Below are 13,648 nucleotides of genomic sequence, written 5' to 3'. Positions count from 1 at the left end.
GTTGACAGTCTTCGATCCAGGACGCAAGCTTGAATCGACAGACGTCAATGCAAGCCGATGGGAGCCCAGCCATGTCCCGCGCTCAACTCGCCCTGCGTGTCAGCGACCTCGAAGCGTCGATCACCTTCTACTCGAAGCTGTTCGGCACCGAACCGGCCAAGCGGCGCGAGGGATACGCCAACTTCGCCATCACCGAGCCCCCGCTCAAGCTCGTCCTGATCGAGGGCGGCCCCGGCGAGGAGACCCGGCTCGACCACCTCGGCGTCGAGGTCGAGTCCACCGACCAGGTCAGCGCCGCCACCACTCGGCTCAAGGACGCCGGCCTCGCCACCTTCGAGGAGAACGACACGTCCTGCTGCTACGCCCTCCAGGACAAGGTGTGGGTGCACGGGCCCGGCAGGGAGCCGTGGGAGGTCTACGTGGTCAAGGCCGACGCCGACACGCTCGGTAAGAGCGCCGACCCGGCCGCGACCGGTGACGGCTGCTGCACCGGCCAGGCCGCCGAGGAGACCGCGCCCGCGGCCGCCGGATGTGCCTGCGGGCAGTGAGCCAGACGGTCTGACCGTCCGGCCCCGTCCGCCCCGCCCCAGGTCGATCCGGCGACCACTCACAGAAAGCCTGAGCTCCAGTAGCCTGCGACGATCAGCCGTGGCGCGTCTGGAGGCTTCGTGGAAGCAACCGGCCTCGTCACGCCGCCCACATCTCGACGGACGGGACGATCCAGCGCCCGTAGCCGGGCGTGGGTATGCCCACCGGGGCGCCACCGCCGAGGGTCGTGCGGTGGTCAGGTACGGCGCTCATGTCCGGCCCCACGAGAGTCAGCGGCGGTGCTCCGGGCTCGTGCACCGGGCATGGACGCGGCCCGGCCCTGAACTGATCACGGGACTGAGCGAGTCGTACGGCACCCATCCCTGACTGTGGTCGATCGGCCGGTCGCAGACCAGACAGACGGTGATGCCGGTGAACACGTCGAAGTGATCGCACAGGCCGAGGACGGAGCGGGCCAGCAGCTTGACCCGCGTGATCTCGTCAAGCCGACCCGTGTCGTCGAGCGCGGCGAGTCGCCGACGCGCTTCGCCGACACCTGCAAGGGCAACCTGTGCGGGCACGTCGTCCTTGGGGCGGCCGCTCGCGAGTCGTTCGACGCGAGGGATCAAGAGCCATAGGAACCGGCGGAAGTCCTCGGCGAAAAGCTTCACGGTCTCGCGGCCCATCGGCGTGGGCTGATCAAGGAGCCAGGTCGCCGCGACGCGCATCGAGACGGTGCCGAGTGCGGCCCCTTCACTCGGGGCGGACCGGCTGCCCCGGCAGCGTCGGCAGGTGCATGGCGGCAATGGCGTGTCCGGTGCCGGTTGTCGGCCGTGCCTGACGCTTACGGTTCCGCGATCCTCGACGACCGTGCCTTCGCGGTTCACCCGGTACACGCGCATCGTCATCCTGCTCTGGGGCTCTGCGGGGGCTGTGGCTTGCATGGCATCCCGTTCCGTCCGTCGGTTCCTGGGCGTGCGGACAGAGTGGGGGCAGGCAAGGCGCACAAGTACCCCGGCGAGGGGTACTTCGCGGAGTACTCCGCGTGGTTTGCTCAGGTGGCGGCGCACCACTCGGCGAAGTTCGTGAGGCTCTCGGAGTCCGCGCGCTTCAACCGGCGGAGTGTGGCGGCGTCTTCGCGGACCCAGGGGTGTTCGCGGGTGTGCTGCGGGGCGATCCGGCGGGCGGCCTTCAGCGACTCGAAAGCATGGTCCGTACGCCCGGACCAGAGCTGGGCGCGGGCGAGTTCGATGTAGAAGCCGCTGCGCCGCTCGGCCGGAAGGCCCTCGGGCGGCTCCCACGCATGGCCGATGGCCAGGGCCCGGCCGACATGCTCGTCTCCGAGACTGACGGCGAGCGACACCTCGTGGATGCGGACGGAATCGGGCCCGAACGCGGTGCCGTAGTACACGCCTTCCGATACCTGGTCGGCCAGCGCGCGGGCATCCGCGAGATGAGCCCACGCAGCCGAAGCATCACGGGCGCGGCCGGCGATGACCGCTGCCCGCATGTGAAGTGCACCCCGCATAGCCGCCTGGAGCGGTGTGTCAGGGGCGGGCGCCGCGTCCAGAGCCAGTTGCAGGGCGCGCAGCCCGGACGTATGGGCACGGGCGGCGAAGAACGTCTCCGTCCGCACGTAGGCGACGGAGGATGCGAGCAGCGGATCGTCGGCCTCGGCAACGGCCCATCGCATGAGTTCGACCAGGCGTGCCGACAGATCGCGGGCACCGAATTTGTAGGCGACGGCGTCCGCCGAGCGGTAGGCACTGACCAGGAGTGCGGCCAGCTCCCGCTGCTCGTGCGGGGCGGCCTGGTGGTACGCGCGGGCCAGTTCGCCGAGCAGCTTGGGGACCTTCCGCACGATGCGCGTGTACTGGGCGGCCAGCCGCCAGCGCACGGCTTCCGCGACGGCTGCGTGTAGCTCGTGGAGGGGACGGATCGGTCTGTCGTCGGGAACGTCGTAGGCGGCGATCACGGCCGACAGCGCGGGCAGCGCGTCGTGCACGGCGGTGTGGGCAGGGCCACGATCGGAGCGGAGCCGACTGGGATCGACGCCGAGGGCGTCCGCGATGGCCTCAAGGGTGGAGTCGGTGACACCGCGCTCACCACGCTCGATCTTGCGGATGGTGCCGAGGGAGACGCACGCGACATCGGCGAGCCGTTTCTGCGTCATTTTCGGGCGTACGACGCTTCGGTAGTAGGCGATACGTCGGCCTAAACCGCCGTGGGGAAGTGTGGACATGCGAGCTCCCGTTCTCCTGGCCGTCGCTCCGAACCGTAACGCTGTGAGGACGGAGCGTGGACGGAAACGGGCCCCAGCCGGCGCCCGCCGGCCGTCGCATCGCCCTCAGCCGACGACGATCGACGCGAGCTGACCGAGCGTGTCGATCCGCCAGTCCGCCGCAGCCACCACCCTCGGATCGTCCGCCCACAGATGCCCCCAGGGCCCACGCCTGATGTGCGCCGCCCTCAACCCAGCAGCCTTCGCCGGGAAGATGTCGTTGACCGGGTGATCCCCGACGTACAACGTCGCTTCCGGCCGCGCCCGCGCCACCTCCAGCACCCGCTCGAAGAACTCCGGTTGCGGCTTGGCCGCCCCCCAGTCCCCCGACGTCACGATCAGATCGGCAGGCAGAGCAAGTCCGCGAAGCAACTCACCGGCACGGGAGGTCTGATTCCCGGCGATGACGACCCGGACCCCAAGTCTGCGAAGCTCAGTGAGGGCGGGGCGGACGTCGTCGTACAGATCTGTCTCGTCGAGAACCTCACCGCGTCCCGCCGCCTCCCGAGCGCGGTATTCCGCGGCGACATCGATACCAGGGCGGACGAGCCGCAGGGCATCAGCGTTGTCACGCCCCTGCGTGACAACGGCACCGACGAGAGCGGAAAGGGTATGACGCGGGACCCCGAGCCAGTCGGCCCACGCACACCAGTACCTGTCGTCGCGGGTGATGGTCTCGCCTACGTCGAGCACGACGGTCTCAATCATCCCCGGAAGCCTACGGCCTCGTCCCGAGCGCGAGGTGCCAGGCGCATTGCCGTCCGGAGCCCCGACAAATACCTCGTCTCTGGGAACCGACTGGGCCCTGTGCCACGCCGCCTGAACCGAAACTGCGCGCGGAGCCTGCGTACCGGCGACAGACCGAAACCACGACCGAAAGTCCGCCGGACCCCTCCCAGCCGGTGAGTTGCAACTTTCTCTACTGGTTCGAGCGCCCACTTAATATCGTTCATGTGCGAGCCGTACCGGGGCCGACCTCCGGTCGGTCGTGTTCCCGAACCTGTGGGCGAGACAGTCACACTCGCAAGTGGTCGGACTGGACCCGGTAACCATGTGCGCACGACATCTGACAATAGGGCCTCTTGCTTTTCGCTGGACTCGACAACCGCGAGCTATCAAGAGGCCCTTCTTTCATGCCCCGACGTCGCCCAACTCGCCCGATCCCAGACTTTGCTAAAAGCAGATCGAGCGCAGGAATAGATAGAGAAGGACCAGTTAGCTAGCCACTTTGGGAGAGGCTTCGTAGATCATGGCCCCAATGGCGCGCTTTACCGGGCAGGTTTACAGCTTACCCGACGGGACAAAGACTTACGGGACCATGGTCACTCGCGCCAAAACAGCTCTATTTTAAGGCCGCTCCGCCTACGTGAACGGGGAAGTAAGACCTAACTCTCAAGGGCCTGAAACACTCGGCGAAGCATTTCAGCGAGGTCCAGGGTGTCACTGCGAATCATCCGCTCTGGAAACCACTCCACAAAGACTTCATAGGCTCCACGCTGACCGGGATGACGGGCGGCTCTGCTCCTGTAATCCTGTATAGCCTGATCCACTCGCCTATTGAGAATTCTGCGCATCCTGTCGTTTGAAACATTCTCCAGCGAAACACGCCTGGTCGGAGTGAGGCGCAACACTAGCAAGGGCCTATACTCGCGACCCGCAAGCTTCTCCCGCCATTCAATGGAAGCTTCCCAGGCGCCCGATGCACTAAGGAACGATGTAATCTCCTCCTGCCTTTGTGCTTTTCGAGTGATCTGGAAGGCAAGCTCTTTGGAGTACTGTGCTGTCGTGATTTTGGCATCCAGCTCCGTATGTTGGAGCTCGTTGTGAATCTCGCCTAGACGTCCAACTATCTCAGAAAACTCTTGAACGCGCTGGCGTGGGTCGAATTGGACGCAATCCTCGTACAGCCTCATAAGCTTCGAGGACGACTCGTTCGAGCAAGAACCCTTTATTGAATTATTGAGATTCTCTGCGTTACCTGCCACGTTGAGAGGATCCGGATCGCGATTGATGAAGCAGAAGGCGAGAAGCTGCCCGAATGAGAAAACGTCTAGGGTGGGCTCTCTACTGTGAGCCGCCTTGGGGTCGAATGCGATATACTGTTCAGGAGCGGCATAATAGACTACTCCCATTGCACTCTTTGTGGCCCTCTGGGTTTGCGTACTAAACCAGGCCAGATCGAAATCTGTGAGGTGTGGTAGGTATTCTCCTTCGTTGGTATACCGGCATACGATGTTCTCCGGCTTGATGTCGCGGTGGATCACGCCGTGCAGGTGTGCGTGCTCAATAGCTTCTGCAGACTTCAGCAAAATGGAAATAATTTCCGCTGGAGATAGGAACGTACCTGGCTGCAATTCACGCAAATTGCTACCATTGACATAATCCATCACGAAGCCGGTTGGGCAGTCGCTGTAACGATGCACCTTCACGATTTGAGGATGCGCCAGCAACTCCATGGCGTCATAGCCGTTCCGAAACCGCTTTACTTTCTCGCGGTCATGGAGTTCGTGCGGATGGTAAACCTTATAGGCGTAAAAGCTTTCCTCCGTGTCTAGATCGGCTACTTTCCATACCGAACCAAATCCACCAGCCCCGATCTGCTGGGTGACTACACCCTCCTTCATTCTGGTGTCGACCTCGATCAGGCCGAGTTCGGTTTGGTAACGCGTCAGTGTATCGCGAGCCTGCTTATATCGAGAGCGAGTGGCGAGGCCTTGGATTCTGTCCTTTTCGTCGAACCACTTGGATATCTTTTCCAGCCGGCGACATGAGGCGTAGTGTCCCTCGCTACGCCAAGAATTGATGTCAAAACTGGACTTGAACCTGTTGTAGGAGTCTAGGAAGTCTTGAGCCTCACTCTCGTAGCGCTCATACTCTGAATCTGGAGGGGGAGGGCCGAGTTCCGGCGTAAACCCACTTCCAATCAAAAGGCGACCACGAACCCGGCCCCCAAAAACAGGAAGCTGGTCATGGCCTGAGCTACCCTTCGACATTTCTCGTGATATTACCTCATAAATGCTATGAGCAGTCACGCTACCCGTGTGATCTGCAGCAGCTCCAGTCAGCGCATAAAGGAGGTAGTAGGTAAAAATCCCATGTCCGAGGTTATTTACTTCCCAGGCAGTCTGGCTTTCCGTGCATGCTGCTACAACGGCTGAAGATGATTCGACCTGTCGCACCACTTCCAGGATGTCTGCATTTCTTAGATCCGTGACTCGGATGACGGATCCGCCAGTGCCGGTCAGTGCTCCGCCTGAATGGCAGCAGTCGAGCAGCACGAAAATCTGGGAATCCTGAGTCTCGCTTGGCTCCAAGATTCGGAGAATGTCAGGGAGCGCTACGCCCTCGTCCAAATCCCGGTTGTCGTATGTGACGAGATAGTGGCCGAGATCCGTGGAAGCTCCGTGGCCGGAAAAGTAAAACAGAATCTTGTCGGCCCCAGAGTTCTTGGCGTCAACCAGCCACCGCAAGATGTCTGTCTTTGTAGCTTGCTCATTCTGGAGGAGCGTGACGTTGAATCCGTACTCTTGCATCTGAAGCACAGCCGCAACCTGGTCGGCATCATGGGCGCAGCATGAAAGCTTCGGCCAGCGATCTTTATAGGTGTCAATTCCCACAATCAAAGCAAGTGCCAGCCCCATTACCCCTCCTGTGACGCGCGTCACGTCATCTTATGGCTAGCTGTCTGTGTCTGCACCGAAGTTGGCGCAGTTCGACTAGGCAAGCTCCGTAACGACGGACAGTCTGGTCCAGGGGCGGCCTTGTAAGTCATCGGCCACGGCCAGAGGGCTGGCTGTCACTGTAGGTGGAGGGCGCCTGTGGCAGAACGTACGAGGAACACCGGGCATCAATGCGCCGTCGATCAGACTCAGAGGCCGGGCCCATCACCTTGGTCGGCCCTACAACTATCGCCAGACGACCCGAGCTTCCCAAACTGAGGGCGCCGGTACCGTCGTCACCGGCCGGTCGTCCTGGCTTGCTCTGGTCGACGGCACCGGCAGCGTGGCTGAAGCTGGTGGGGGTGCTGCGAGGCATACGCGGTCGTAGTCGGTCGCGTCCTCGGCGTCGTGGCTGACTGTCGTCGGCTGAGGTTCAGAAAGGCCGCGTCGAAGGAGTCCGCCGTCAATTGAGCACAGCAAAGCTGGGCCGTCCCTGGGTCGTCCGAGGTTGCTCAACAGCGGCCGAGGGCGACCAACGACGACCACCAGGTGTACGAGCCCGCCACTCCCGACCAGCAAAAACCCAGCTCACCAAGATCCCCGACAAGACCCAGCTCACCAAGATCCCCGACAAGACCCAGGGCAAGAAGAAGCAGCCTGTTGGCACGGGTCGAGAAGAACGACTGTGTGGAACAGGTGGCACGGCCACGGGAGTTCCCGAGTGCCGCCACTGTCAGACCCTTCCGGCATGCTCTGCTCATGCTGATTGCGACGAACAATAGGGGCCACGTGGTGAAGCGCCCCTCGAAGCAGGCGATGGACACGATGCTCGCCGACCTACGACAGGGCGACCACATGATCCTTGAGCGGCAGGACGAGGAGCGTGACGGTGACTGGTACATCCAGGTGCTGTTGCGCGACGACAACACCTACCAACTGGAGTACCGGGACGGCGTTCCCGCAGAGCACTATCAAACCCTGACCGCCTCCCAGGAGAAGGCCTGTCAGGCTCTCCGCGACTGGGCGGCCGGCGAGCCGGACTGGCAGGAGGGCTTCGTGTGGAACAACATTGGCGCCATGTTCGCCGCCCCGGTCGTCAAGGCCACGGACCTGCCCACCACCTAGTTCACGTCGTCGGGGGAGGGCTCGTGGGTGGAGCGTGGTCCGGCCAGGTGAACGTGTAGCCGGGGGTGGGCTTCTCGCGGTGCAGGCGGGTGAAGCGCAGGAGTTCGCGGACGATGCCCGCGTTGCCCATGGCCCAGCCGGTGCATGGTTCGAGGGTGGTGGGGGTGGCCCGGTGCTCGATGTTGGACCAGCGGGCGCCGTCGCTGTCGCGGGTCGCGCGGGTGGTGAGGTCCGTGACGAGGAGGCGGGCGAAGTCGTACCCGTCCTGATGCTCGGCGATCCGGTCGCAGGCCAGGGCGAGGACGCCTGCGGTGCCGCAGCAGCGGCCGTTGTTGTCCCAGAAGCCGGGGCGTAGTCGCTCGGGCAGGCCGGAGTGGGTGACGGTGTGCCAGCAGCGGTCGGCGAGGGCGGTCCAGGCCGGGGCGGCGGTGATGTCCCGCAGCAGCCGGAAGACCTGCGCGTCCCCGGCCGGACCGTGGCACCAGCCGTAGCTGAACGGCTCGACCAGCTCGGGGCGGTACTGAGGGGTGGAGTGCCGTACCAGGAAGCCCTCCGGCCCCGCTTCGTCGCGCGACACGACGTCCGCGGCGCCGGCCAGGGCCAGTTCGAGCAGGTCCGTCCGTCCGGTCGCCTCACCGACGCGGGCGAGCGCCAGGACCATGCCGAGGGCGCCGTGGGAGATGTGGTGCAGACGAGCGTCGACACCCGTGCGGTGGGGCCAGTGGACGCCGGCCGGAGTCTGTTCCGCCGTGTGGAGGTAGGGCTCCAGGGCGAGGACGGCCAGTTCGGGGTCGCCGGACAGGAGGGCGCCGAGGCCGATTCCCGCGTTGCCGCCCATCAGTTCGAACAGCTCGCCCCAGCGGGTGCCGTCGAAGCGTGACCGCACGATGTGCAAGGCCCGGTCGGCGGCGGCGCCTGCGGCCGCGTCGCCGAGTTCCTCGTGCACGGTCCGCAGGACGAGCGCCATTCCGGTACGGCCGAAGTAGAGGGAGTCGTCGTCGATGCCGTCGACGGAGTCCGCGAGGCTGCGGGCCGCGCGCAGGGCGGCGTCGGCGTAGGAGTCGTCGTCGAAGTGGCGCCATGCGTCGAGGAGTACGGGGACGATTCCGGCCGTACCGGTGTAGAGCGTGGGGTTGAGGGTGTCGGCCGAGGGTTTCGTGGTCCAGGCCAGGCCGCCCTCGGGGGTCTCCCGCGCCGCCCCGGTCAGCCAGCGCAGCCCGTCCACCGCGAGTTCCTCGACCTCGTCGACCGCTTCCGGTGCCGGCGTCATGGGGCCACTCTCGCATGATCGCCGCGGCGCGCCCAGGGGCCGACGAGCCGCATACGGTCCTGGTTTGCCGAATCGGCAAACGGGCTCGGCGCCTTGACCCGTGGCTTCGCATGATCTGTGGAGGGCCGGCAGGAAAGCCGGCAGACCGGCGATTCAGAAGTGCAAGGAGGACGTATGGCAGCGCAGCATCGGGTGGTCTTCGCGGCCGGACGGCGGATTCATCTTGTCGAGCAGGGGAACGGGCCCCTCGTGCTGCTCGTGCACGGGTTTCCCGAGTGCTGGTACTCCTGGCGGCATCAGCTGCCGGTGCTCGCCGCGGCGGGGTACCGGGCGGTCGCCGTCGACGTGCGGGGGTACGGGCGTTCGTCCGCGCCGGTCGCGCCGGACGCGTACCGGATGGTCGAGCTCGTGGCGGACAACGTCGAGGTCGTACGGGCCCTCGGCGAGGAGTCGGCGGTGGTCGTCGGGCACGACTGGGGTGCGGCCGTCGCCGCGAACTCCGCGCTGCTGAGGCCGGAGGTGTTCCGGGCCGTGGGGCTGCTGAGTGTTCCGTACACGCCGCGTGGCGGGCCGCGGCCCAGTGACGTCTTCGCGGGGATGAGCGGCGGGGACGAGGAGTTCTACGTCTCGTACTTCCAGGAGCCCGGGCGTGCCGAGGCCGAGATCGAACCCGATGTGCGGGGCTGGCTCGCGGGGTTCTACGGCGCGCTGTCCGGCGACACCATGCCCGGACCCGGCGCCCCCGACCCGCACTTCGTCGGCCGAGGGGGCACGCTCCGGGAGCGGTTTCCCGCCGGACGGCTGCCCGCGTGGCTCGGTGAACGGGACCTCGACGTCTACGCGGGGGAGTTCGAGCGCACCGGGCTGACCGGGGCGCTCAACCGGTACCGGAACATGGACCGCGACTGGGAGGATCTCGCGGCCTACGACGGTGCCCCGATCACCCAGCCGTCCCTGTTCGTCGGCGGTGGCCTCGACGCCTCCACGACCTGGCTGGCCGATGCCATCGAGGCGTACCCGGTCACCCTCCCGGGCCTGGTCTCCTCCCACATCCTCGACGGCTGCGGGCACTGGATCCAGCAGGAACGGCCCGACGAGGTCAACCGGCTGCTCGTCGACTGGCTCGCCGCGCTGCCCTCCGCCTGACGCCCGAAGCCCGAAGCCCGAAATACCTGCGGTCACCTGCGGGCACTTGCGGTCACCTGCAGGGCAGCCTGCAGGATGCATCAGATCGACAACGGCACCTGGTGGATCTCGTCCGCCGGATGGCCCGCGCGTTCGTGGACGCGTTTGACCGCCTCGGCCGAGGGTGCGTCGGAGAGGCAGTAGACCTTGCCGGAGGCGGGGTCGGCCCAGGCGCGTTCGAAGTGGACGCCTTCCTCCTTCTCGACGGCGAGGTCGGCCTTGTGGGCCTCCATCAGCTGGTCGGCGGTGATGCCCTTCATCCCGTGGTGGACGTCCATGTACTGCGGCATGGCTGCCGCCTCCTTCGCCTTGTCGGTCCCCCCTCCATGCTGCGCCCGCCGCCGCGGCCCGGCATGCGAAAGGGCCCCGGACCGAGGTCCGGGGCCCTTTCGTCGTAGCTGACGTGCGTTGACGTGTGCTGACGTGTCCGCTCAGCCGCACTGGCAGGGGCTGCCCGACTGGCAGCCGCAGCCGCAGCCCGAGCCGCAGCCGCAGGCGCCGATGACCAGCAGGTTCTTGATCTCGGCGGGCTGGTCGGTCTCGTGCTGCTGCGTGGGGTCGGGCGTGGTGCTGGGGGATTCGGCCATGGATCCCTCCTAGAGGTCCCTAGGTGCCCTGGATGCAGGGCGTGGTGCCTTTGCCCATTCCATGCCCATTTCACTGGGCGCATCAACAGCGCACGGCGGCGCATGGTGGTACCCCGCGCCCGCCCCGCACCTCGCGAGCCCCGCCCGGCCGAGCGGTTACGCCCCCTCGGCGCCCGTCACCGGCTGGATGTCGGGCTGCAGCTCGTCCGCGTGCTCGCCGGTGACCAGGAAGACGACGCGCTTGGCGACGGCGACCGCGTGGTCGGCGTACCGCTCGTAGTAGCGGCCGAGGAGGGTCACGTCGACGGCGGTCTCGATGCCGTGCTTCCAGCGGTCGTCCAGCAGGTGCTGGAAGATCGTGCGGTGCAGCAGGTCCATCTCGTCGTCGTCCTGCTCCAGCTGGAGGGCCAGGTCGACGTCCTTGGTGATGATCACCTCGGCGGCCTTCGCCATCAGGCGCTGCGCGAGCTGGCCCATCTCCAGGATGGTGGCGTGCAGGTCGTGGGGGATGGCATTGGCCGGGTAGCGGAGCCGGGCCAGCTTCGCCACGTGCTGGGCGAGGTCGCCGGAACGCTCCAGGTCGGCGGACATGCGCAGCGAGGTGACGACGATCCGCAGGTCCGTCGCCACCGGCTGCTGGCGAGCGAGCAGGGCTATCGCGCGCGCCTCCAGGTCGTGGTGGAGCTCGTCCACCTTCTGGTCGGCCTCGATGACGCTCTCGGCGAGCTTGAGGTCGCCGTCGAGGATCGCCGTCGTGGCGCGTCCGATCGCCGATCCGACCAGTCGGGCCATGTCGACCAGGCTGTCGCCGATCGAATCGAGTTCCTCGTGGTACGCGTCCCGCATCAGGGTTCCCTCTCGTATGCGTGGTCCAGGGGTTCCGGGGGCCGGGGCCCGTGGCCGAAACCAGCTGCGAACCCCACGCTCCCACGTTCCGGTCCCTACGCGTCCGTTTCTGCCACCCCAAATGAACCAATACTGGCTCCAAGGTGAACTCTGGGCGACGAGTGTTCGAGCTGACACCTCGCGGACTGTGGGGATGTCGTACCCCCTGCTTAACCTGTTTGCATGGACGTGAACGCGGCGGTCGCCGCAGCGGCAGCGATCGCCGGGGTGCTTACCGGTGTCATCGCCATGCTGGCGTTCCGCTGGAGCGAACGCGACCAGAAGCGACCGACCAGGACTTCTCTGCACACCGACCCCGTACTGCCCCCGGGCGTGGACACCGTACTGAGCGTGCTGCGCTCCTCCGCGGTCGTCCTCGACGAGGTCGACACGGTCGTCAAGGCGAGCTCGGCGGCGTACGCCCTCGGACTCGTGCGCGGTGGCAAACTCGCCATCGAGCCGATGCTCGGAATGGCTCGCGACACCCGGCGGGACGGCGAGATACGACAGGTCGAGCTGGACCTCCCGAGGCGGGGGACCGGACGGGGCGAGGCCCTGGCCGTCTCCGCGCGGGTGGCGCCGCTGGGCTCCCGGCTCGTGCTGCTCCTCGTGGAGGACCTCACCGAGGCCCGCCGCATCGAGGCGGTACGACGGGACTTCGTGGCGAATGTCAGCCACGAGCTGAAGACCCCGGTCGGCGCGCTCTCCCTGCTCTCCGAGGCCGTCATGGACGCCTCGGACGATCCGGAGGCCGTGCAGCGCTTCGCCGGTCGCATGCAGATCGAGGCCACGCGCCTGACCAACCTGGTCCAGGAGCTCATCGATCTGTCGAGAGTGCAGAACGACGACCCGCTGGAGGACGCCGAGCCCGTCCGGGTCGACGAACTGGTCGCCGAGGCGATCGACCGGTGCCGGCACCAGGCCGGCACCAAGCAGATCACCATGGCCGCCGGCGGCACCGCCGACCTGCATGTCTGGGGCAACCGCGGCCAGCTCGCCGCCGCCCTCGGCAACCTGGTCGAGAACGCCGTGAACTACTCCCCGGCCCGCACCCGGGTCGGGATAGCCGCCCGCCGGATCAGCGCGACCGGCGGCGACATGATCGAGCTTGCCGTGACCGACCAGGGCATCGGCATCACCGACAAGGACAAGGAGCGCATCTTCGAGCGCTTCTACCGCGTCGACCCGGCCCGCTCGCGGGCCACCGGTGGCACCGGCCTCGGCCTCGCCATCGTCAAGCACGTGGTCGCCTCGCACGGCGGGGAGGTCACGGTGTGGAGCGCCGAAGGCCAGGGCTCCACTTTCACCCTCAGGCTGCCGGAGGCGGGCGTGGCCCGCGATCGCGCATCGCAGCACCCCGACCCCGACCTCGAAGACGAGGCCGGTACCACCGAGTCATCCCCGTACGAACCGCTTCCCGCCCCGGAGGTCCTTCCGTGACCCGAGTGCTCGTCGTCGAGGACGAGGAGTCCTTCTCCGACGCCCTGTCGTACATGCTCCGCAAGGAGGGCTTCGAGGTCGCCGTGGCGGCCACGGGCCCCGACGGACTCGACGAGTTCGAGCGCAACGGCGCCGACCTCGTCCTCCTCGACCTGATGCTGCCCGGCCTGCCGGGCACCGAGGTCTGCCGCCAGCTGCGCGGCCGCTCCAACGTCCCCGTCATCATGGTGACGGCCAAGGACAGCGAGATCGACAAGGTTGTCGGGCTCGAAATAGGAGCCGATGACTACGTCACCAAGCCCTTCTCCTCCCGCGAACTGGTCGCCCGTATCCGGGCCGTCCTGCGCCGCCGCGGCGAGCCGGAGGAGGTCACCCCGGCCGCCCTCGAGGCGGGCCCGGTCCGCATGGACGTCGACCGCCACGTCGTGACGGTCTCCGGCTCCAAGGTCGACCTCCCCCTCAAGGAGTTCGACCTCCTGGAGATGCTCCTGCGCAACGCCGGCCGCGTCCTCACCCGCATGCAGCTCATCGACCGCGTCTGGGGCGCCGACTACGTCGGCGACACCAAGACCCTCGACGTCCACGTGAAGCGCCTGCGCGCCAAGATCGAGCCGGACCCGGGTGCCCCGCGCTACCTGGTGACGGTGCGGGGTCTCGGCTACAAATTTGAGCCGTAAACCGCTGACCT

At 66.5% G+C, this 13,648-nt stretch carries 13 protein-coding genes; 5 read left to right on the top strand and 8 right to left on the bottom strand.

The window, feature by feature from the left end:
• Positions 1–71 precede the first annotated feature (71 nt).
• The gene (locus ABT137_RS06245) at positions 72–548 is read left to right on the top strand and encodes an ArsI/CadI family heavy metal resistance metalloenzyme (RefSeq protein ID WP_351703254.1); all 477 of its coding nucleotides are present in this window, start codon (positions 72–74) and stop codon (positions 546–548) included.
• Positions 549–818: 270 nt separating this feature from the next.
• Here ABT137_RS06245 and ABT137_RS06240 read toward each other — a convergent pair whose 3' ends face one another.
• From ABT137_RS06240 to ABT137_RS06225, 4 genes are all read right to left on the bottom strand, one after another.
• Positions 819–1,436, bottom strand: coding sequence for a DUF6415 family natural product biosynthesis protein (locus ABT137_RS06240; protein ID WP_351703251.1), 618 nt, complete (start codon positions 1,434–1,436; stop codon positions 819–821).
• Positions 1,437–1,582: 146 nt separating this feature from the next.
• Complete coding sequence (locus ABT137_RS06235) at positions 1,583–2,770, bottom strand: helix-turn-helix domain-containing protein (RefSeq protein WP_351703248.1); 1,188 nt, start codon at positions 2,768–2,770, stop codon at positions 1,583–1,585.
• A gap of 105 nt (positions 2,771–2,875) precedes the next feature.
• Positions 2,876–3,517 (bottom strand): HAD family hydrolase, encoded by a 642-nt coding sequence (locus tag ABT137_RS06230; RefSeq protein ID WP_351703245.1) that lies wholly within the window; start codon positions 3,515–3,517, stop codon positions 2,876–2,878.
• Between the two features lie 677 nt (positions 3,518–4,194).
• On the bottom strand, positions 4,195–6,450 hold the full coding sequence (locus ABT137_RS06225; RefSeq protein WP_351703242.1) for a protein kinase domain-containing protein: 2,256 nt from the start codon (positions 6,448–6,450) through the stop codon (positions 4,195–4,197).
• 777 nt (positions 6,451–7,227) lie between these two features.
• Between ABT137_RS06225 and ABT137_RS06220 the strand changes: the two genes are divergently transcribed.
• Positions 7,228–7,593 (top strand): hypothetical protein, encoded by a 366-nt coding sequence (locus ABT137_RS06220; protein WP_351703239.1) that lies wholly within the window; start codon positions 7,228–7,230, stop codon positions 7,591–7,593.
• 1 nt (position 7,594) lies between these two features.
• On the opposite strand, the gene ABT137_RS06215 is transcribed toward ABT137_RS06220, so the two are convergent.
• Positions 7,595–8,863 carry a lanthionine synthetase LanC family protein gene (locus ABT137_RS06215; protein WP_351703236.1) on the bottom strand — a complete coding sequence of 423 codons (1,269 nt, stop codon included), beginning with the start codon at positions 8,861–8,863 and terminating at the stop codon, positions 7,595–7,597.
• 174 nt (positions 8,864–9,037) lie between these two features.
• Between ABT137_RS06215 and ABT137_RS06210 the strand changes: the two genes are divergently transcribed.
• On the top strand, positions 9,038–10,009 hold the full coding sequence (locus tag ABT137_RS06210; protein WP_351703234.1) for an alpha/beta fold hydrolase: 972 nt from the start codon (positions 9,038–9,040) through the stop codon (positions 10,007–10,009).
• Between the two features lie 80 nt (positions 10,010–10,089).
• Here the strand turns inward: ABT137_RS06210 and ABT137_RS06205 are convergent, their stop codons facing one another.
• From ABT137_RS06205 to phoU, 3 genes are all read right to left on the bottom strand, one after another.
• On the bottom strand, positions 10,090–10,338 hold the full coding sequence (locus ABT137_RS06205) for an SCO4226 family nickel-binding protein (protein ID WP_351703231.1): 249 nt from the start codon (positions 10,336–10,338) through the stop codon (positions 10,090–10,092).
• 141 nt (positions 10,339–10,479) lie between these two features.
• Entirely contained in the window at positions 10,480–10,635 is a 156-nt protein-coding gene (locus tag ABT137_RS06200) for a hypothetical protein (protein WP_177233040.1), read from the bottom strand.
• Positions 10,636–10,791: 156 nt separating this feature from the next.
• Positions 10,792–11,481 (bottom strand): phosphate signaling complex protein PhoU, encoded by a 690-nt coding sequence (gene phoU / locus ABT137_RS06195; protein WP_351703228.1) that lies wholly within the window; start codon positions 11,479–11,481, stop codon positions 10,792–10,794.
• Positions 11,482–11,703: 222 nt separating this feature from the next.
• Here phoU and phoR point away from each other — a divergent pair, with 222 nt between their 5' ends.
• Both phoR and phoP read left to right on the top strand, forming a co-directional pair.
• Positions 11,704–12,960, top strand: a complete 1,257-nt coding sequence (phoR, locus tag ABT137_RS06190; protein WP_351703225.1) for a two-component system sensor histidine kinase PhoR — start codon at positions 11,704–11,706, stop codon at positions 12,958–12,960.
• Between the two features lie 5 nt (positions 12,961–12,965).
• The gene (gene phoP, locus ABT137_RS06185) at positions 12,966–13,637 is read left to right on the top strand and encodes a two-component system response regulator PhoP (protein ID WP_018568744.1); all 672 of its coding nucleotides are present in this window, start codon (positions 12,966–12,968) and stop codon (positions 13,635–13,637) included.
• Positions 13,638–13,648: the final 11 nt, after the last annotated feature.

Source organism: Streptomyces sp. NPDC001980, assembly GCF_040296885.1.
Lineage (GTDB): Bacteria > Actinomycetota > Actinomycetes > Streptomycetales > Streptomycetaceae > Streptomyces.
The sequence above is the reverse complement of the archived record's forward strand: the minus strand, read 5'-3'. Positions and strand labels throughout refer to the sequence as shown.

Excerpts from the sequence above, each read along its gene's own strand:
- ABT137_RS06245 (WP_351703254.1), top strand. The coding sequence starts at position 72 with ATGTCCCGCGCTCAACTCGCCCTGCGTGTCAGCGACCTCGAAGCGTCG.
- ABT137_RS06240 (WP_351703251.1), bottom strand. The coding sequence starts at position 1,436 with ATGACGATGCGCGTGTACCGGGTGAACCGCGAAGGCACGGTCGTCGAG.
- ABT137_RS06235 (WP_351703248.1), bottom strand. The coding sequence starts at position 2,770 with ATGTCCACACTTCCCCACGGCGGTTTAGGCCGACGTATCGCCTACTAC.
- ABT137_RS06230 (WP_351703245.1), bottom strand. The coding sequence starts at position 3,517 with ATGATTGAGACCGTCGTGCTCGACGTAGGCGAGACCATCACCCGCGAC.
- ABT137_RS06225 (WP_351703242.1), bottom strand. The coding sequence starts at position 6,450 with ATGGGGCTGGCACTTGCTTTGATTGTGGGAATTGACACCTATAAAGAT.
- ABT137_RS06220 (WP_351703239.1), top strand. The coding sequence starts at position 7,228 with ATGCTGATTGCGACGAACAATAGGGGCCACGTGGTGAAGCGCCCCTCG.
- ABT137_RS06215 (WP_351703236.1), bottom strand. The coding sequence starts at position 8,863 with ATGACGCCGGCACCGGAAGCGGTCGACGAGGTCGAGGAACTCGCGGTG.
- ABT137_RS06210 (WP_351703234.1), top strand. The coding sequence starts at position 9,038 with ATGGCAGCGCAGCATCGGGTGGTCTTCGCGGCCGGACGGCGGATTCAT.
- ABT137_RS06205 (WP_351703231.1), bottom strand. The coding sequence starts at position 10,338 with ATGCCGCAGTACATGGACGTCCACCACGGGATGAAGGGCATCACCGCC.
- ABT137_RS06200 (WP_177233040.1), bottom strand. The coding sequence starts at position 10,635 with ATGGCCGAATCCCCCAGCACCACGCCCGACCCCACGCAGCAGCACGAG.
- phoU (WP_351703228.1), bottom strand. The coding sequence starts at position 11,481 with ATGCGGGACGCGTACCACGAGGAACTCGATTCGATCGGCGACAGCCTG.
- phoR (WP_351703225.1), top strand. The coding sequence starts at position 11,704 with ATGGACGTGAACGCGGCGGTCGCCGCAGCGGCAGCGATCGCCGGGGTG.